Raw genomic sequence first — 18,950 nt, 5'->3', positions numbered from 1 at the left:
CCTATGTTGCCGGCGGGCGGTATCAGTCCAGGCCATCTGCTTCTCCTATCGTCTCGACAACGACGGTGAATCACAACCTACTGATATCGCTCAACCACTTTCCGCTCGGGCTCTAAGACCGCCATCGCGTCGCGCCACGCGGCGCGGCGCCACGATTGGAGGATGGCAAGCCAGAGCGGGCGGGAAACTTGTGCGAGCCCTGCATGGAGGGTGAGTTGCACCCGGCGCCAGCCGCGCTGCGAGACGCGGTGCATCGCATTATAGTCCAGCGCTGCTTGGTAGAACGCGCCGCTGGTCGGCGCGCCGAGCAGGGGGGAGCCTACCGCGTCCAGATCGGGGTCATGTCCGAATAGCCGCCGGTGGTCGACGACCGCGAGGCAAATCGCATCCACAAGATCGTATCGGACATGCGCGCGCGCGCCAAGCGAGAGGAGTCTGAAATGGTCGCCGATCGGGCTTGCCATGGTCGTCCGCGCGGCCAGCGCTGCATAGCGCCGCCAATGGGCGTTGGTCGCGCGCCTGCCACACAGCGCGGGTCGCAGGACGCGGTGGACGTAGAGATCATGGAACCGGACCATTACGAGATACGCGAAGGCAGGGTCGGGCAGGGTCTCGAAATGCGCGAGGAGACACCGGTACGCCCTGGCGTAGAGCCCAGCGCACAAGCGGTGGACCCCGAAGCCCTCGACAAACGACATCGCTTCCAACGTCTCGATGTTGGCGACCACGGAGGCGCGGATGTCGCCAATATCGCTGGAAGCCGGGCGCGACCTGTTCACGCGCTAGCCCTCCGATCCCGGTGGAAGGTCGCAAAATATGCGATAGGTCGCATTGAGCGCAATCGGGACGGCGGTGAAAATCGCCAGCAACGCCATCGACGCATAGATGTCGCCGGTCCACCAAACATGACCGTCTCGCGTCGTCACCGCCACACTGCCACGTCCGCTCAGCGCGCCGAGATGATCCAGCGTGAAGCTGGCATACATCAAGGTGGGAAGGAGCCAGTAGGACCGGCGTCGGGCGATCGGGGGAATGGGCGAGGGCGGCATGACCCGGTTCATGCCAGCGAAGCCCATGAAGAACGTCCAGACGCACAGGAACCAGCCCGCGAAGTTGCGCAAAGGCACTCCGAAAAAAGGACCGCCATCGCGCCAGATCCAATAACTGCCGATGGTACCGTGGACCGGATCGATCGGCAGATGCCAGGCGACGATCACAAACGACGCTGCAATGGGAACCGCGAACAGGCGCGCTCCCGAAATGGCATTGTCGTAAATCGACAGTAGGGATTGGGCGACCGTCCATGAGATATACCCCATGGCGAAATAGGTCGGGGGAACCACGAGCGGGATGAAGCCGACTTTAGGGCCGATCTTGTCGGTATATTGGTACCAGCCGAACGGGAAACCGGTCAGCATCGAGCAGATCTCGTAGCCACAGCTGATCGCCGTCACGACGATGCCGAAGGCAAAGACCCTGGCAAAGCCGTAGCGCAACATCCCATGCCAGGTCGCGAATGCCGCAATGATCGCGACGAATGCCACGGTCGATACAGGGGCGCCGTACATGCCACGAAGCCACAAATTGATCCCCTGTCCGGCGACCATTACGCTGCCGCCGACAACAAACCAATATTCCGAGCAAGTTGCCGGTTCCTTCACATCGTGGCCCGCAGCATAGGTCTCACGCGAAAGACCGGCTCGGCGCTGGGGACCGTCGTCACTACCGATACCGGCAGGATCGGTCGATCGTCGTCGAGGAGGATTTCATGGCGCTCGAGCAGCATCGCCAGGATCAGCGCGATTTCGGTCATCGCGAAGGAGGCGCCGACGCAGATCCTATTGCCGATACCGAACGGGATGAAGCCGCGCATCCGCATGGACGCACTCGAACTCTCGGGAAAACGGTTCGGGAGAAAGGCATTCGGTTCGTCCCAGAGCGATTCATGGCGGTGCATGACCCAAGGCGACACGGTTACGTAAGACCCTGGCTTGATCGCGCGACCGCAAATCTCGACCGGAACGCGCGGCACACGGATCATTGCCTGTAGCGGGGGGTACAGCCTGAGAGATTCCCATATGCATTTGTGCAGGAAGGGCCAGCGATCGAGGTCGCTCAGCTGGCGCACCCGGTTCGGTGGGAAAAGCCGTAGTTCCTGCCGGACGCGCTCCTGCGCGCCGCGATCGAGGCTGAGCAGGTAGACCGTCCAAAACATGACGCGCCCAGGCGTGTCGAACCCCGTACCCAGGATCGTTGCGACTTCGTCACAAATGTCGTCATCGCTCAGCGCTTCGCCATCGCGCCGGGCGGCCAGCATCAGATCCAGAAAATCCTGCGAGCCGAGGTTGTGACCGGCGCCGCTGCGGCGGTCGCGGATGATCTCGCGAACAATCGCCCTTCCCCGGCGCCCATGTCGCCCCCTCGGCCCCCAGCCCAGGAGGAAGTCCCGTTCTTTTCTGGCCAAGTGGTCGAGGAGCGAAGCCCTGGCGCAGCGCATGTAATTCGTCCGAAAGTTTCCGATTCGCTGCGTGAGCGAGTTCAGATCCATGGAGAATGCCGCTGTCCCTATGGCGTCGATCGAAACGTCGTCGAATAGCTGTGAGAAATTCGCTTTTGCCGCGCCGTCCAGGCGGTGCAGCAACCGCTCGCCGACCGACCGGAATCGGGGAATTAGTTTCTCGACATGTCGGCCATTGAACACCGGCGCTATCCGCTGACGCTGCTCGCGCCACTCCGTACCTTCTGCAAGTAGGAGGCCGCCGCCGACAATGGGCCTGAACAGCCTGCGGAAGCCGAGCGGCCTCTCGTAGATGCGCGTGTCGGAACGGAAAATCCGCAGCGCTTCATCGGGGTCGTTTATTAGGTAGGAATCCCTCCCAAGAGTGCGACGGTGAAGGAACATCTGTTCATAGGCGCGCTTGGGCCACGCGGCGAGCGCATTGCTCCGCAGGCGCGCAATCAGACGCGGCATCGAAAGATCCAATGCCGGCGGAACCGGGAACGGTGGAACCAGTCTCGACCGGATAATCTCCGGCGACGCGGCCCCCCCCGCCTCGTCTGTCGCGCTGCGCCACATCATTGCCGCCGCAGCGCCGTGGCGGGCGAAAGGCGCGAGGCGCGCCACGCCGGCGCCGCCGCGCCGATCAGCCCAAGAACGAGCGCGATTGTCTCGGCCCTGAGCGCCTGGCCGAACTTGGCGGCGACGCGCAGTTCCGCGCCCGGGACGATCGAGTGAACCAACAGGTCGTTCCCAATCCAGCCGAGCAGTACACCAAGCAGGCCGCCGACACCCGCGAGCACGAAGCCTTCGGACAGGATCAGCATCAGGACTCGCTGCTTGGGCCAGCCGATCGAGGCGAGGATACCGATGTCGCGGGTGCGCTCCTCCACGCCCATCGCCAGCGTGTTTATCACCGAAAGACAGCCGATCACGAGAGCGACGATCGAGATCGCGAGCGAGCTCGAATCGATCATCTGGATGAGCCGGCTCGATCGCATCGCCTCGGCGGTGGTGGATACGTTCAGGTTGGGGCGTAGCGCTGCGATGGCGGCGCGCGTCGTTTCCCGGGCTGCCGCGTCGCCGGGGCGTTGGAGCCGGACCTGGAACAGGGTGACCTGGCCCGGTCGGACGAGTAGCGCCTGCATGTCGCTGATCGGCATGAATGCCATGCTTCTAAGCAGGTTGTTGTCATAGCTTGCGATGCCGACGACGCGAAACTGCGTGAAGTTCAGTTCGATTTCGCCGCCCAGATCCACGCCCGCCGCTTGTGCCAGCGCCTCGCCAAGGACGACCGCGCCTTCGCCCGGTCGGGGCAGCCGGCCGCGCTTCAGGCGCATCTCACGCCAGGTGAATTGGTCGGTGCGCCAACCCGCTACGATCGCCTGCGAGGTACCGGAGACCTCGAGTGAGGCGTCGAGCTCGCTGGCGACGTCGGAGACGCCGGGCGATTTGCGGATCGCCTCCGTCAGCGCTTCAGGCAGCGATCCGGCGAACACGTCGGTCGTGCCGCGATCGGTCACCACCATGTCGACACGACGTTCGCTGATGCTAGCGTCGGCACTTTCTTCCATGCCACGCGTCAGCCCGGTGAGCGTCATATAGCTCGCGACCGCGAATGCGACGCCGAGCAGCGTGAACGCTGCACGCCCCGGGCGGCGCAGCAGGTTTCGCGCGATCAACCCGTACCAGGTCATCGCGCCTCTAGTCGCGAACATCGTGGATTACCTTGCCGTCCATCAAACCAATCCGGCGCGGGCAGCGCTCGAGCAGCGCGGGCTGGTGCGTGACGATCACTAGCGCGATGCCGCGCACCTTTTGCAGATCGATCAGCAGGTCGGTCACCGCGGCGCCCGCCTTCGTGTCCAGGTTGCTGGTCGGCTCGTCGGCCAGCAGTAACTCGGGGTGGTTGGCCAAGCTGCGCGCGATGCTTACACGCTGGCGCTCGCCACCCGAGAGTTGGGGCGGCAATCGGCCCGCGCAATGCGTGATGCCGACTTCCTCGAGCAGCGCGCTCGCCCTGCGGAGTCGCTCGGCGGCGCTGCGCACCGCGCCGAACATCGCAATTTGAACGTTTTCCGAAGCGGTGAGTGTGGGCAGCAGGTTGAAGTCCTGAAAGATCATCCCGATTGCCCCTGCCCGGAGCGCCGTCCATTCATCGCTTCCGGGCGCGCGGTGGCCGGCGAACGTAACGCTGCCTCCCGTTGGCAGGTCGAGCCCTGCCATGATATTGAGCAAGGTAGACTTGCCGCTGCCGTTGCTCCCGTAGACCCCCGCCAACTCCCCCCGCCCGATCGCCAGCGATACACCATCGAGCGCGACAATTGTGCCGCCATCGAACTCGCGGCGAACGTCATCGACGACGAGGATTGGATCGTCCAAGCCCATTTCCCCGCCCCTTTGGCTTAGTCGCTTAGCCTCGCCCCACACGCGTGCTCGCCTCCATCCGGTCGATCACACCATCGAGACCGAACCGGCGTAACGCCGCGTCATAGTCGTTGTGGAGAGTTCTGATCATGCTCGTCCCGTTGCCGAGCACATCGACGATCACTGCTTTCCCTCCGGCGGATCGTACCCGCCACGCGATTGTCCGTGCACCCTTGCCGGATACCGTGACCCGCGACGTTTCGAGCCACTCCTCGGGCCCAATCTCGCGGGTCTGAACGATATCGAGCGTCCAGCGTTGATCGGTGCGCAGTCGACCGCGCAAATCGCGAGCGATTCTGCCGGCCAACGCCCGACGGAACCGGTCGAGCTGCCGGGGAGTGGCGCCAGCGGCAAGGCCGGCGAGGACGCCCCGCGCCAATCCCTCCACATCGAACGATCGCTCAACCGCGGCCCGAACTGCCTCCGCAGCGGGCGCGCGCGCGCCTTGCCCGGCAAGCACGGTGGTTAGCGCTCGGATCGGATCCGCGGGATCGACAGCCTGCGCATGGCCGGCACCACTTGCGACGAGCGCCACAGCGATTAAAAGCGCGCTCGTCGTGGAACAGAGCATGGCTGGCGCCCTTCGCCAGTTACCCAATCCTGTCATGACCATCGCCCGGTCGTTGCCCGATGATGCGCTTGCTCTGATCAAGCCCTGATGCGCCCGCGATCATGTCGGATCGATCGCTTCTGCCACCAGGAACTGCGGCGCGCTTACAAAGCCCATGAATTGCCCCATGATCCCCTGTACCGTGGCGCCGGGCATGTCCTCGCCCGTGAATCCCGCGAGGTCCGGCACATCGAATATCTCGATATAGCTACAGCTTGGCGCACCTTCGCCCATCAGGAGGCCTGTCACGCGGTAGGTTTCGAACCGCTCGACGCGGGCCAGGCCGCGCATCGTCGGATGATCGTGATCTTTTACCCACGCCTCGAAGGCTGCTGGCGTAACGCCGTCTTGCAAAGAATAAGTGATAATGATTTGTGACATGCCGCTCTCCATCCATAAAATTCAGCATCAGATTAGATGCAGACGACATAAACCAGCCGAACTCTTGTCAGCCCCCAAAATTAATCGCTGCCCGAACCGCGCCCGTCACTTTTTGCGCAATCCATCGGCAAGTCCGAGATTTTTCTTGGCATCGACGTCGTTGGGATCAATCTCCAATGCTCTTTTGTATAGTACAATGGCAGAGTCGTAATTCTGCGGAACGCCGTCTCCTTTGGCATAAAGGTTACCGAGGTTTAGGCAGCCGTTCCCACTGCCACCGGCACAACCCTTTACGAAAAGCGCCACCGCCTTGGGTTTGTTCTGGATGACGCCATTACCCGCGAGGTACATCAGCCCGAGAACAGCACAGCCGTTCGCATTGCCGATGGAGCAGGCCTCGTCGAAAAGCGCTGCCGCCTTTAGCCTGTCCTGCGGGACGCCCTCGCCTTGATAATACAGAACGGCTGCGTTGAAGCAGCTCGGATAGCCGGCAGCGCATGCTTTGCTATACAGCGCCACCGCCTTGCTTTTGTCTTGCGGAACACCCACGCCGTCTTCATCCATCTGGCCAAGATAGAAACAGCTGGCGGCATTTCCCCCCGCGCAGGCCGCAGCGTAATGCTTGGCGGCTGACGCATAGTCCTTGGCTTCATAGGTGGCGGCACCAGCACTTCCTTCGTTCAGGGCGGCGATACTTGCTTTATCGACGGCGGATAACGTGGTCGTTTGCGCGAAAGCGGAAGGCGTCATGCCGATCGCGATTAGCAGAATGAGGGTCAAATAGGTCGCGCATTTGCTCATCGAGAATTGCTCGCCATGTGCCATATTGCCTATCAGATCGAGATGGTGCTGTCAGGGGCTGTCAGTCTAGCGCGAGCCGCTCTACATCTGTGGATGCCCCTTTGGTTGCAAGCGGTTTCTTGAGGTTTAGACAAGTGGTCGGATGCTGCCATCTGTTCGGCCTTTGATGCAGCGGTAAGCTGCTGGCCGGCATTGTCAGACCAAAATGGCAGCCCAGCTGGGGGAATGATCGCGAGCGCGGATGAGCTGCAGATCAAAGGCACTTCGGCGAAATGTACGTGAATTACAATCGTGAGATGGTCTATTCGTGAATACGCCAAGCCGACTCCGTGCAGACGTTATAACTGCGTCCGATGGTCGAGGTGTCGTCGGAGAACACGGCCTTGAAGTCGAAAGTGCAATAGCAAGACCCGTCGTCGAAATTTATCGTAACGGCCTACCCCGGGCCAAGCACCTTGCTGGCCAGCACGTCCTCCTGCCACGAATCCGCACCGACGTTCGAGCCATAAAGCTCGCGCATCGAGAAGCTGGTATCGTTGATCACTTTTATCTGGCGGTTCTTGCCGTCACTGCACGCCGCCTAGGTCGAATTGGCGAGGAACAACGCACCAAAGGCGCCGACCCCCAAGCCAACAAGCTTCCTCTTCATCTTCATGCAAAGCCCTTTGCCAATTTTTCAGCCGAAGTCCGCAGTTCTCTATGCGTCTTTGCGACGCGGCAGGATTGGACAAAACTGACATAATATAGGGCCAGACGACCGCGTGCGTCGAACGGTCGATCGGGCGCTATCAATCCGAGCGACTCCTCTACGTGTCCCCCGCTATCCTCATGCGGAGCGGGCGCAGTGGCGCTGTCAGACCAACGGGGCAGGTGCTAGCGAGCGAGGATGAGCCGCAGATCGAGAGCAAAACCGCCGAGCCCGTTTCGCTGTTTCAACTCGTCGCCTGCGGTGATCCGCATGGTGGTCATGATGTACGTGCGTTTTCCGCTGTCGCTACGGGATGTGGAAGACCTTCTATTCGGGCGCGGCATCGACGTCTGCCACGAGACGGTGCGGATGTGGTGGAACCGGTTCGGGCCTATGTTCGCAGGCGACATCCGTCGGGCGCGGGTCAGCCGCATGCGGGGCTTTCGCCACTGGCGCTGGCACCTTGATGATATTTACGTAAAGTTGAATGACGAGTTGGTGTACCTCTGGCGTGCCGTCGATCACGAGGGCGAGATCCTCGAGAGCTTCATCACCAAAACCCGCGATAAAGCTGCCGCTCTTGCCTTCACGAAGAAGACGCTGAAGCGGCACGGGCCGCCTGAGGCGATCACCACCGACGGCCTGCGCTCGTTCCGCGCTGCGATGAACGAACTCGGCAATGCCGAGAAGCAGGAGATCGGTCGTTGGGCCAACAACCGGGCGGAGAACAGCCACCTGCCCTTCCGACGACGAGAGCGGGCGATGCTCAGATTCAGGCGAATGAAGAGCTTACAGAAGTTCGCCTCTGTCCACGCCAGCCTCTCCAATCACTTCAATCTCGAACGCCATCTCATCGACCGCCAAACCTTCAAAGAACGCCGCTCGGCCGCGCTGGCGGAGTGGCAGACGCTCGCCAGCTGAGGCTCAACCGCCAAGCCCGAGCTGCATCGTGTGGAGACGAGTTCGCGTTAGACTGACAGCACCGAGCCGTGGATTGAAACCCGCTGCTATCCAGATAGGCGTCGTCGCCACCTGAGGAACGCCCGCGTCAGTGCCTGGATCAGGATCACAACCGCCATCGCCATCAATCCTTTTCGGCCGGTTTGAGCATCGTTCCATTCCAGTAGAAGGAATGCGCACGCCAGCACCGCACAGACCAGCGGCAGGAGCGGATATGCCGGCACCCGGTATCGAACGCCTCGCGCGCTGCGCCGGCCGACCACAACCGCCAGCGCGACCAGCAATGGACTGATCAACTCGGCCGACAGCGCGATGACCAGTGTCTGCTCCGATAACAGCAACAACGGCAGCGCGATGATCACCAGCGCGAGTGTCGCGACGACCGGTACACCGCGCCGATCGAGCCGGCCCAACCAGCTCCCCACCCAGGCAGGCCAGATACCCTCGCGGCACGTTGCGAAGACAAAGCGCGACAGGGCGATCGTCATGGTCAGCAGGTTGGCGAAGATCGCCGCGACGATGACGAAGCCCAGCAGCCGCGCAAATCCATCGCCCGCGCGCCCTGCGACGAACGTCGTCAGCGGCGAGTCGGTGCCAAGTGTCGCAACGAGATCGGGAATGGCGAGCGTGACCAAGATCAGCGGCACCGCAACCAGAAGCGCGCCAATCAGCCCGACCAGCGCCAACGTGCTGCCGAACTGCGGCGGCTTCTGGCCGGTCTCCTCGCCCAAATAACTGCCCCACACCGCCCCCGAACACGCAAAGGTCGCGGCAATCGTGGCGAACGCCAGTGCCATGCCGTTCGCAGGGTGAGGCGCGCCGCCGCCGATCATCAGCGGATGGGCGATTACCTCGCTGAGCGGGCGGACGATGCCGGTCGCAGCCAGTCCCACCAGCGAACCCACCGCCAGCAGTTCGACCACCAACAGCGCCATCGCGATCAGGATGCCGCTGCGCAATTTGAGGGTGGCACCGACCCCGGCCGCAATCAACGCTGCGCCCGCGATCGGCAAAACTCCAGACATGGAGGTGCCTGCCCCCAGATAACGCGCGAGCCCTTTGGCCGAAAAGGCGAGATAGGCGGGTGCGGTCATCAAGGTAAGCGCAATCGTTATGTCGCTTGCCCAGACGCCAAGCAAAAGCCGCAGGCCCGCATAGATCCCGCCCGCATGCGGTGCCGCCCCGGCGACCTCAGCGTAGAGTAACGCCGCCAGCGTCGCGATGGCCGCTCCCACGATCAGGACGAGCGCAGTTCCTGTTCCCGCCAGCTTAAGCAAAACCGAGCCGGTAATGAATATCGATGCCGCTGGCGACAGCGCGGAAAGCGTGAACCCGATCAGACCCAGCCGTCGAAGCCCGACCGCCGATCCCGTCTTTGCCCCCGTGCCACCGACAGGCACCCGCTATTCGGCCACGGGTATGTCGAGCGCCGCCAGCATCCGGATCAGATCTTGTTGCCGGCTGCATCCCGTCTTGTCGAAAACCGATTTCAGCTGGTTGCGCAGCGTATGGATCGAAACCGCATTGCTTTCCGACAGGGTGCGTAGGCGGGCACCGGCCAAAAGCTCAAGCGTGAGGCGCGCCTCGGCGCCCGTCAGCCCGAAGCGTTCGCGCAGCAGAAACTGCGGCGTCGATTGCGGGGCGCTGGCGTAGGTGGCGGCAACCAACAGGCAGCGCGACCGGGAGAAACCGGCCGCGGCGCGTTCGCCCATGCGCGATACCGACAACGTCAGACTCGATCGCCCGTTGCGTCCAGTCAAGACCAGCGGTTCGGATGGCGGCCCCGAACGGAACGCCGCCTTTAGCGCTGTCTCAAGTGCCAGTTCGGCGCTCGGATCGACGGCGCGCAGTCGCCCGTCGATGAGGCGAAGCAATTCGCCGTTGCGCATCAGCGTTTCGGCGGCGACCGTGCACCGGACCACCTTAAGGTGCTCGTCGATGAAAAACAGCGCTTGCGGCGATGTGTCGAGCAGGGTGTCAAGGTGATCGAGCTGGCTCTGCTGCAGCGCGAGCTCGCGTCGCAGCCGGGAGGCGCGTATCAGATGGGAATGGAACGGCGCGACGGCCGCGATGTCTCCGTCTTCGAACGGCCCCTTGCGTCGGGGCCGACCGAGCCCGATCGTGGTGAGCCACGGCCCGTCGAGCGAAAGCCTGATCGTCAGATTGTGCGCTGCTTCGATCGGATCGAGGAATTCGTTCAGATATGCACTGCGTTCAAATTGCTCGCGATCGATCCAGTCGCTGTCACGTAGAATGGTTGGCGTCCAGGCATCCGAATATTCGGCAAGATCGTCGACCAGCAGCAGCGAATTGGCTTGCGTCCACTCGGAACGATAGACCTGCAGGATATCGGACGGCGTACGAAAGCAGATGCCGTCGCCATTCCCTTCGATGACATTCAGTTCCAGGACGTTTGCCGGAGAGGCGCGGCTGCGATCCGCCAGCTCGCCCAGCAGCGGCATCCACAGCTGGTCGTCGTAGGGCGCATCGTAGATGAGATCGATCAGGCGCTCGTCGCTCATCGCTCCGGTTCCGCCAACGCCCATCGCGGCACACTCCCTAATAGTCGCGCGAATCAGCGGGAAAATAGAAGATTAATTCAAAATTCTTGCGCCGCATAGCTCAAATGGGCCATGCGCGCTGCGCCGAAACGCGGGATGCCGAGAATACGGACACGTTACTCGATACAATCAATTGCTTCCTGATCGAGCGTGGCCCCCGGTTCGAAACTGTTAGACCAATCAGGGGATTTATGAACGCTCCAATCATTAAGCAGCGCGGCGGCTTACGTGCTTTGGCGGCACTGTTTTTAGGCGGCGCTGCAATGAACCTGGGCTTCATTGCACCGGCGCAGGCGCAAAGCGCCCTGCCACCGGCTGGCACCTGCATAATCGACGGTCATCAGATATACGGTCACCAGGCGTATGGTGCCGATTTGAACGGGTTGCGCGGCTTAACTTCAGAAGTTGCGAATGGATTTGCCGTTGGCAGCGTTTCTTTTTGCGACTATGCAAAAGCACATCCAGAGCAAATTTCTCTCGTTACTTCTATACCCAACCAGTATTCAGGTGCCCCAATATATGTCTTAACTCTGCCACACTTGCCCCCCTATCAGGCGTCAAGCGACTCCACGACCTTCTATGATGCCAACACCCAGACACTGGTCTTCAACCCAGCCACGCAAACCACCAGCACGGTCGATAGCTACAAAACGACGATTCAGGGCAAAATTATCGGCGGTACGCTGCTGTATAACCAATCCTTTGATCAGGCCTATGGCAGCAGCGCGGTTCAGGCCGGGGTTGCTGCTGCGCGACTGGCAATCACCACCGTTGGCGGCCCCGGCGTCGTCATCTCCGCGCCCACGTTGATCAGCCACAACGTCACCACGTCTTCGCAGACGCAATCCAGCTATACGCTGAATCGTATTGCCAAATTGGACAGTGTCGCAACTGTCGAATATGTTGGCGGAACCGGCAGCCTTCCGTTTCTTTCGCTGACAACTGGGCCATCGTACGTTCCCGACCCGGCCTATAATGGGGTTCAGACGGTTCAGGTCAGTGATCAGCCCGGCACCAGCACCGCGCCGGTTTTGGTCGGGACGCTCAGCGATTGCAGCGCCGTGGCGGCCAGCATTCCCTCTGCCGTGCGGCCGGTCTGCGCCGCGCTGCCGGGTAATCGACTGCGCTTTGGCTTCGGTGGCATAGCCCTCGTCACGACCAGAAATGACACCTATTACGTTGATCAAGTCGATACGATCATCAACACCACCCTGACGAGCGAGACCTATCTCATCCAAGGCGTGGTCAAGCCCATCGGGGTGATCCACGCCGTCGCATCCGTCGCCGCGTTTGACCAGAGCGAGGGCTTTCTGGGGCGCGGCTTGGCGCAGGCCGATAGCCGCGGGTCCACGCGCTGGCATCCGTGGTTTGAATATTGGGGCCATACCAACAGCACCCGCGGGCTGGGCACCGCGCCGGGAGACGCGCGCAGCGGATCGGGTGTCGATGGTGGGATCCTCTACCAAGTGTCGTCAGGCTTCACGCTGGGCGCGGGCATTGATTATGGCACCACCAACCTGGCCCTTAGCGATGGCAGCGAAAGCGGGCGGCTGAAGCTCACGCAAGGAGCCGTCTTTGCCCGAGTCGGTGCGCCGCACGGCGTATCGCTTCTGATTGGTGGCGGGATCGGTGGCGGATCGGTTAATACGAGCGTGACCATTCCCACGATTACACAGACGTCCACAGCGAATGAACAGGTACGCAATGCTTGGGCGGGGGCTGAAGTCAGTGCCCGGATTAGCGTGGCGCCTGGGCGGCTCATTCTCACGCCCTTGGCTGGTATCAGTTACTCGTCTGTCAAGCTCAACGGCTTTAGCGAGATGGGCTCCACCTACGCCGTGGCGGGGCCGCGCGGCACGCAAAGCCGCACTCGCGAATGGGCGGGCGTGAATGCCGAAATTCCTGTGACATCACACTTTAACCTCTCCGTGGGCGTAAAGGCCGTGCATTATGATGGCGACACCGCGCCCAACCGTGCGGTCAGTTTCGTCAATTACCCGACGATAACCGGGCTGGCTGTCACTGCCCCTGCCACCAATCGCTGGGGTGGCGATATGACGGCGAGTGCGGCATTCCAGATTGCCTCGCACCTCACGCTATTCGCCAACGGCAGCCTGCTCGCGCAAGATGGCAATACGGATCGGGCCTTCAGGGTCGGCGTCAGCAGTACGTTTTGAGGGTGGGCGTTCTGGTTCGTCGAGTCGATGACCGCATCACAATACGGAGTGCGAGATAACTATGCCTGAAAGAACTCAGTTCCTTGTCACACGGTTCGTCGGCGGGATTGCGACCGTAGCACCCATCGCCGAACTTTCGGCAAGCGGGGATGGGACGCAGCTTTTGCACGGAGGGGAGCGCAAGCGGATCGGCCCGTCCGGCCAGCGCCGGTGTTCTGAGCGTGACGTAGAGGATCACCGCGCTAAGCGCGAACAGCCCAGCCGACAAACCAGCCGCCAGCGCGAACGGTCGCAAGGGACGCGTTGCGGCATAGTCGAGTTCGGTGCCGTCTTGGGTCGGATGCGGTGGCGCAGCCATGGGAACGTCTGCATGTCAAAGGTCAATGGCCGACGATGGCCTCCCCATCTGGCGGATATTCGTGGGGATGTGCCCGCGCTACCATGTGCACGACATTGTTGGAGATTCGGGCCATGGATTTAAACGACATCAAGGCGATTTGGGCGGGATATAGTCCGCGCAAGAAATGGCTCATCGGCGGTATCGCTGTCTTGGTATGCCTTGGCAGCGTCAACGCAGGGCAGCGTGTCGGACTAAGCGACTACGCCGACGCTAGTCGCGATCGCCAGGGCAATTTCGAGCGCACCGGAAACGGTGGGCCGACCTACGCCGCCGGCGGCCAATATCAGATGGAGCAAACCCAAAGCGGAGGAAGCGTCGTTTCGAGTTCCCCGTCGGACACGACGAGCGGTTGGGAGCGAAACCAGGCAGTCCAAGACCGTGCGGGAACTGCGTTCAGCCAAAACATGCGTGACCAATCCACCATCCGCGACACCGGTTCCGGCGAAGTCACCAGCGAAGTGCCCAACGAAGTTGCCGATCCGGCCGTCGCCATCGGGGCTGCGACGACAGTGCCGACCGCCGAGCTGCTCGCAAGTGGCGATGGTCAATAACTCTCTGGCAACCGGAGCTGCGGAATGAGCGGAAATTATAGAAGCGTGACGAACGGTAGGGGGCGAAGATTTGCGCTCTTGATCGTGATCTCAATGTGGCACGGCCCGCTTGCTTCTAGGGAGCCCTCTGCCTTGCCGTCGGCGATACCGGAGCGCCCGGCGCAGCAACTTCAGCCGACCTTATTGGCAGTGGCCGCCGCTGCACGCGTTCGATTGTCGGCGAGCAACGAACGGTTTCTTGCCGGCTTCGATCCGGCATCGCGAGCCATATTGGCTCGCGCACTCAGGACGAGCGAAGCAGACCGCCGCACATGGCCTCAACTCATCACGGGCTCGGTGCAGATACGGCATCAGTCGACCGAGGTTGGCGAAACGCTATGGTACAACCCGCTGTTCGATGCAGGGCTTGCAGTTCAGTGGCGTCGGGTGGGAAGCAACTGGACCGTCACCAGGGCCTGGAGCGTGACCGGACAAAATATGCGTCCCGCCGCAGCCAGTCCGCCTTTGCTGGTCGGTGATATCGATCGATCGGCGGTAAGCACGCAATTTGTCGCCGCAGCGCAGGATCTCTCGCGTTTCACCGCCGATGGTTGGACGGTGCCGACTCCGCCCTCGAACGCTACCGGAGATGTGGGGGCGCGGGTTCGCGCAGCCGACGCGGCACTCGCTGCGATGCGGCAAGCGCCCGGCTATGCTCGCGCGGTTATCGCTGCCTATGAGCTGCTCAGTTTCAGCGGACCCGAGACCGAGGGCATTCGGCCTGCGCTGAAGCGCGCCATCGCCGGGCTCGATCCCGACACTCGGCTGACGTTGCGCGCAGTGACGGCCTTTCGCATCGGCACCGACTGGACACTCGTCATGCAAAGTCCCGTTATGCCCGGCGTCGCCTTGTTCGTCAGTTTCGAGCGCAAGAACGATGCACCCGTCCAGATCGCAAGCGCATCGATGTCGAGCTACGCCGAGCAGGAGGTATTGCGATGAGAATTTTGCTCCTTGCTGCCGCTGCTGCAGTGGTGATCGGTGGAGGTACGACGATCGCTAGTGCCCAAACTTACAAAGCTGCTATGGCGGCGTCGAACAATGCGTTTGATGACGTAGTAAAAGCAGATATCGCCAAAGGATATTATACTCAGGCACAAGGCGACGAGCTCCTGCGGCAGGTTGATGCCTCGCTCGTGCGGTTAGATGAGGCTACGAACAAGTTCGCCAGTCGAGTTACCAAGACTATTACGCTTGCGAGTTCGGGGAACCTACGCGACGTCGTCGGGCAAGTCGGTGTCATGCTCGATCGTAATGGCGGGTTTACCATGGGCGGTACGGATAGCCAGGTACGCGAGCAATCCGCGGCAATTTACAACGCAATCGACGCTTCACTGCAAACGAGCATCGCAATTCAAGAAGACTTGCGTCCGATGCTGAATGAATATGGAGCCGAGCTAGACCGCATCGTCGCCGCGCGGGCTGGCCTGATCCTAGCCAGCCCGAACGCTTCGGCGACCGATAAAGGGAAAGTACGATCCGAGTCAGCGCGCGTCAGCGACAAAGTCAGGAATTCGTTTGAACGGTCGCTTCAAGCGGACCTCTACAAGATCGAGACGGTGCGCGACCAGTTGCAGGCTCGTCGCGATGTTGTAATTGCAAACATCTCCGGCGACATCCGTCGCAACAGCGCGGAATATGGGTCGGACTGGAAGAAATGGCCGAAACCCAAACCGTCCGGGTTGTCATCGACGGCCGCCAATGCACCGGGTACCGGGTACGCTGCGGGAATGCCCCCTGGTTCTTCGGCAGAGTCGAGTGACGACGAGATCGTGATCGTCTCGAAATACGATCGTACTACGGGCGCAATTATTTCCACGCGAGTCCTGAACAATCCGTCTGTCGAGTCGGGCCGTGCTCGGATTGAAACCGACAGTAACGGAACACCGATAGGCTACAGCAACTTGATCGGTGGCGGACCCGACGCGTCGGGCGGCTCGCTTTCCATCGACCAACTCAGATCGATGCTGCCGCCTTCGATCACCATCCCAGCTGATCTCGCCAACGGGCCTTACAGCAATGCCGACATCAACGGCGGGTCGTTCGCAACGGTCTACCGCGGCTACATCGTCCGCCCCGGTGAAAACGGAACAACGATTATCGCCATCCCATCGACGCAGGTCGAGCGCCCGTCGTCGCTGATGACTGCTCCGTCCAACCAGATTCAGGTGCCTTCAGGTATGATTGCCATGCCGAGCAACCAGATCACGGTGCCGGGCAGCCAGATCACCGTGCCCTCAACGCAGGTCCGGACGCCCGGCAGCGCCATGAACAGCCTCGACCTGCAACCGGCATTGTGCGGGCGGTGACCGTCGCCACCGCCGTCGTCTCACTTAAGGGTTTGCCATGCGCATCGATTCTCTGACACTCGCCGCACCCCTGATCGCGCTGGCGTTCGCATCGCCGGCGCTGGCCGATCCCATCACCTATGTCGTCAAGCAGACGATCGGCGGGGGCAGCGTCGTGGGTCAGATCGGTACCGACGGGACGCTCGGCACGCTGACGACCACGAATGTCAAGACATGGGACCTGACGTTGAACGGCGTGGGGCAAACTTACATTATCAACACGGCGAACAGTTCGGTCCAGATCCAAGGCAACGCGGTGATGGCGACGGCCACCAATCTGTCGTTCGATTACAGCGGGCCGGGATCGAACTACCTGCTGTTTCAGCAAGGATTGTTCTCGGGGAACCACTATTGGTGCAACGCGAACGTCAGTGGCACGTGTCGGCAAGGGGCGACGGCAGCCCCAATCAGCGCGGTCAACGACCCGTCGGCCCAATTCGAGGCGCGCACGGGCGTTCAGGTTCTGGCAAGTGCTTCTGGGGCGACACCTACGCCGACACCAACGCCTGCGCCTACACCGACGCCGCCGCCGATCGGCCCGATCGCCGTGACCACGGTCGACGCACTCAACCAGTCGCTCACTCAGCTTGCGACCAGCCTGCAGGCGCAGCTGATCACGGCCAATCTGTTCGCCAAGATTCTGCTCGGCAAGAACGAGCAGGTCAGTTGCGGCGACTGTGGCGGGGCGGGAGTGACCTTCGGCAGCGTCAGCTTCTCCGCGCACGGTCGCAAGACGCTGACCCCCGAACTGTCGGCGCTATTCGGCTTTGCGATCGGTCATTACGAGGAAAAGGGGGCGTTCATTTCTGACTCCTATACGTTCGCCGGCGGACTGCGCTTCGATCCCTCTACGATGGGCAGGTCGCGTCCTTATGTTGAGATCGGCGGGGCAGTCGCGCCTGGACAGCGCGCATCGTATCAGCGCGCCTATATGACCGGGGCTGGCGTTGCGACAGGCGTGGGCGCGACGCGGACGAGCAACATGTCCATCTATGCGCGCGCGGGCTGGGTATCGCGTCTTACCCCACGAGACGAGCTCGCTGGCAGCGTCAGTCTCGGCCACAGCTGGCAGACCCAGAACAGCTATGCCGAAGCGACCGGCGCGGGCAATCCGTTCGATGCACAATACAGTCGTGGGGTGAGCCAGACGAGTATGGCCGGGGTGTCGGCGCAATATACGCACTTGTTCGGCAAACGAGTCGAATTCGCGGTCGACGGCACCGTCTCGCGCTCGTTCGGATCGCACAGCAGCATTGGCGCAACGATTGCCGGATTTGGCCAAGCCAACGTCGCGGCGGGCGAGATCACCTATTTCGAGCCGGGCGCCCGCATCAGTTTCCGCGTGACGCGCAACGTGAAGGTCGATGCCTTTGTCAACGCTACGATTGCTGGTCAGTCGATCGGAACGAGCAAGCACGGCGGCTTTGGCATCAACATTACCTTCTGAGCAGGTGGCCGACGGCGGCGTTGTTAACGGCCCTTTCTTCCGACAAATACCGTCGAGACTCACCGGAGACAGCCAGGAACGCCCGCACGATGAACGAGCGGCAGGTCAGCGCCCGCATCACTGGCACTGCTAAAAGCCGCACAAATTTCGGAATTCGGCATACGCCTCCAAGTTTCGGCCACATTCTTTTACGCTAGCGCGACATGGGGTGTGTTTGCATACGGAGGCATTGTCAGGCCAATGCGGCAGAACGGGCGCAGGCATGATAGCGTGCGCGGATGAGCCGCAAATCGAGAGCAAAACCGCCGAGCCCGTTTCGCTGTTTCAACTCGTCGCCCGCGGTGATCCGCGTGGTGGTCATGATGTATGTGCGGTTTCCGCTGTCGTTGCGCAACATCGAAGACCTGTTGTTCGAGCGCGGCGTCGACGTCTGCCACGAGACCGTGCGGATGTGGTGGAATCGGTTCGGGCCCATGTTTGCCGGCGAGATCCGTCGCAGGCGCGTTAATCACATGCGCGGCTTCCGCCATTGGCGCTGGCACCTTGATGAGATGTACGTCAAGCTCAACGGCGAGATGGCTTACCTCTGGCGCGCCGTCGATTACGAGGGCGAGATTCTCGAAAGCTACGTCACCAAAACTCGCGACAAGGCGGCCGCCCTCGCTTTCATGAAGAAGGCGCAGAAGCGGCACGGCGCGCCCGAGGCCATTTTCACTGACGGCCTGCGCTCCTACCGGGCTGCGATGACGGAACTCGGCAATGAGGACAAGCAGGAGATCGGCCGCTGGGCCAACAACCGGGCGGAGAACGGCCACCTGCCCTTCCGACGACGAGAGCGGGCGATGTCGAGATTCAGGCGAATGAAGACGCTGCAAAAGTTCGCGTCTGTCCATGCCAGCTTGTCCAATCATTTCAGCACCGAACGCGATCTCATCGATCGCCAGACCTTCAAAGAACGACGCTCAGCCGCGTTGGCCGAGTGGCAGGCGCTCGCCGGCTAAGGCTCGACCGCGAAGCCCAAGCTGCATCGTGTAGAGACGAGTTCGCGTTAGACTGACAGCAC

General features: G+C 61.7%; 18 protein-coding genes. 7 read left to right on the top strand and 11 right to left on the bottom strand.

Translation table 11 applies throughout. The annotated features are described in order from the left end of the window. Positions 1 to 77: 77 nt before the first annotated feature. From U1839_RS23210 to U1839_RS23175, 8 genes are all read right to left on the bottom strand, one after another. Positions 78 to 779, bottom strand: a complete 702-nt coding sequence (locus U1839_RS23210; protein WP_332805948.1) for a hypothetical protein — start codon at positions 777 to 779, stop codon at positions 78 to 80. A 3-nt stretch (positions 780 to 782) separates the two neighbouring features. Further along, on the bottom strand, positions 783 to 1,661 hold the full coding sequence (locus U1839_RS23205) for a carotenoid biosynthesis protein (RefSeq protein ID WP_332805947.1): 879 nt from the start codon (positions 1,659 to 1,661) through the stop codon (positions 783 to 785). Beyond that, positions 1,658 to 2,971 (bottom strand): cytochrome P450, encoded by a 1,314-nt coding sequence (locus tag U1839_RS23200; protein ID WP_332805946.1) that lies wholly within the window; start codon positions 2,969 to 2,971, stop codon positions 1,658 to 1,660. The genes U1839_RS23205 and U1839_RS23200 overlap by 4 nt, the downstream gene beginning before the upstream one ends. A 104-nt stretch (positions 2,972 to 3,075) precedes the next feature. Beyond that, positions 3,076 to 4,215, bottom strand: a complete 1,140-nt coding sequence (locus U1839_RS23195; protein WP_332805945.1) for an ABC transporter permease — start codon at positions 4,213 to 4,215, stop codon at positions 3,076 to 3,078. Beyond that, a complete protein-coding gene (locus tag U1839_RS23190; protein WP_332805944.1) occupies positions 4,202 to 4,879 on the bottom strand; it encodes an ABC transporter ATP-binding protein in 678 nt (225 codons plus the stop codon). Before U1839_RS23190 ends, U1839_RS23195 begins: the two co-directional genes overlap by 14 nt. Before the next feature lie 31 nt (positions 4,880 to 4,910). Further along, positions 4,911 to 5,495 (bottom strand): ABC transporter substrate-binding protein, encoded by a 585-nt coding sequence (locus tag U1839_RS23185; RefSeq protein ID WP_332805943.1) that lies wholly within the window; start codon positions 5,493 to 5,495, stop codon positions 4,911 to 4,913. 99 nt (positions 5,496 to 5,594) lie between these two features. Beyond that, positions 5,595 to 5,915 (bottom strand): RedY/HapK family protein, encoded by a 321-nt coding sequence (locus U1839_RS23180; RefSeq protein WP_332805942.1) that lies wholly within the window; start codon positions 5,913 to 5,915, stop codon positions 5,595 to 5,597. Positions 5,916 to 6,020: 105 nt separating this feature from the next. Then, positions 6,021 to 6,740, bottom strand: coding sequence for a tetratricopeptide repeat protein (locus U1839_RS23175; RefSeq protein ID WP_332805941.1), 720 nt, complete (start codon positions 6,738 to 6,740; stop codon positions 6,021 to 6,023). Positions 6,741 to 7,602: 862 nt separating this feature from the next. On the opposite strand from U1839_RS23175, the gene U1839_RS23170 reads away from it, so the two are divergent. Continuing rightward, the gene (locus tag U1839_RS23170) at positions 7,603 to 8,325 is read left to right on the top strand and encodes an IS6 family transposase (protein ID WP_332805940.1); all 723 of its coding nucleotides are present in this window, start codon (positions 7,603 to 7,605) and stop codon (positions 8,323 to 8,325) included. Between the two features lie 86 nt (positions 8,326 to 8,411). Here the strand turns inward: U1839_RS23170 and U1839_RS23165 are convergent, their stop codons facing one another. Together U1839_RS23165 and U1839_RS23160 are read right to left on the bottom strand one after the other, a co-directional pair. Next, positions 8,412 to 9,764, bottom strand: a complete 1,353-nt coding sequence (locus U1839_RS23165) for an amino acid permease (protein WP_332805939.1) — start codon at positions 9,762 to 9,764, stop codon at positions 8,412 to 8,414. Positions 9,765 to 9,767: 3 nt separating this feature from the next. Continuing rightward, the gene (locus tag U1839_RS23160; RefSeq protein ID WP_332805938.1) at positions 9,768 to 10,886 is read right to left on the bottom strand and encodes a helix-turn-helix transcriptional regulator; all 1,119 of its coding nucleotides are present in this window, start codon (positions 10,884 to 10,886) and stop codon (positions 9,768 to 9,770) included. A 104-nt stretch (positions 10,887 to 10,990) separates the two neighbouring features. Between U1839_RS23160 and U1839_RS23155 the strand changes: the two genes are divergently transcribed. Continuing rightward, positions 10,991 to 13,102, top strand: coding sequence for an autotransporter family protein (locus U1839_RS23155; protein ID WP_332805937.1), 2,112 nt, complete (start codon positions 10,991 to 10,993; stop codon positions 13,100 to 13,102). Here the strand turns inward: U1839_RS23155 and U1839_RS23150 are convergent. Then, the gene (locus U1839_RS23150; RefSeq protein WP_332805936.1) at positions 13,086 to 13,460 is read right to left on the bottom strand and encodes a hypothetical protein; all 375 of its coding nucleotides are present in this window, start codon (positions 13,458 to 13,460) and stop codon (positions 13,086 to 13,088) included. The two genes, U1839_RS23155 and U1839_RS23150, sit on opposite strands and share 17 nt — an antisense overlap. A gap of 113 nt (positions 13,461 to 13,573) precedes the next feature. On the opposite strand from U1839_RS23150, the gene U1839_RS23145 reads away from it, so the two are divergent. The 5 genes from U1839_RS23145 (at position 13,574) to U1839_RS23125 (ending at position 18,888) form a co-directional block, all read left to right on the top strand. Continuing rightward, a complete protein-coding gene (locus U1839_RS23145) occupies positions 13,574 to 14,053 on the top strand; it encodes a hypothetical protein (protein ID WP_332805935.1) in 480 nt (159 codons plus the stop codon). A gap of 132 nt (positions 14,054 to 14,185) precedes the next feature. Next, the gene (locus U1839_RS23140) at positions 14,186 to 15,034 is read left to right on the top strand and encodes a hypothetical protein (protein ID WP_332805934.1); all 849 of its coding nucleotides are present in this window, start codon (positions 14,186 to 14,188) and stop codon (positions 15,032 to 15,034) included. Further along, positions 15,031 to 16,401: a hypothetical protein gene (locus U1839_RS23135; RefSeq protein WP_332805933.1), complete on the top strand. Its 1,371-nt coding sequence runs from the start codon at positions 15,031 to 15,033 to the stop codon at positions 16,399 to 16,401. Before U1839_RS23140 ends, U1839_RS23135 begins: the two co-directional genes overlap by 4 nt. Before the next feature lie 37 nt (positions 16,402 to 16,438). Further along, a complete protein-coding gene (locus tag U1839_RS23130) occupies positions 16,439 to 17,887 on the top strand; it encodes a hypothetical protein (RefSeq protein ID WP_332805932.1) in 1,449 nt (482 codons plus the stop codon). 278 nt (positions 17,888 to 18,165) lie between these two features. Continuing rightward, a complete protein-coding gene (locus U1839_RS23125; protein ID WP_332805931.1) occupies positions 18,166 to 18,888 on the top strand; it encodes an IS6 family transposase in 723 nt (240 codons plus the stop codon). Positions 18,889 to 18,950: the final 62 nt, after the last annotated feature.

This window comes from Parasphingomonas halimpatiens, from assembly GCF_036663795.1.
GTDB lineage: Bacteria > Pseudomonadota > Alphaproteobacteria > Sphingomonadales > Sphingomonadaceae > Sphingomonas.
Note: the sequence above shows the minus strand (reverse complement) of the source record. Positions and strands in the feature narration are given on the sequence as shown.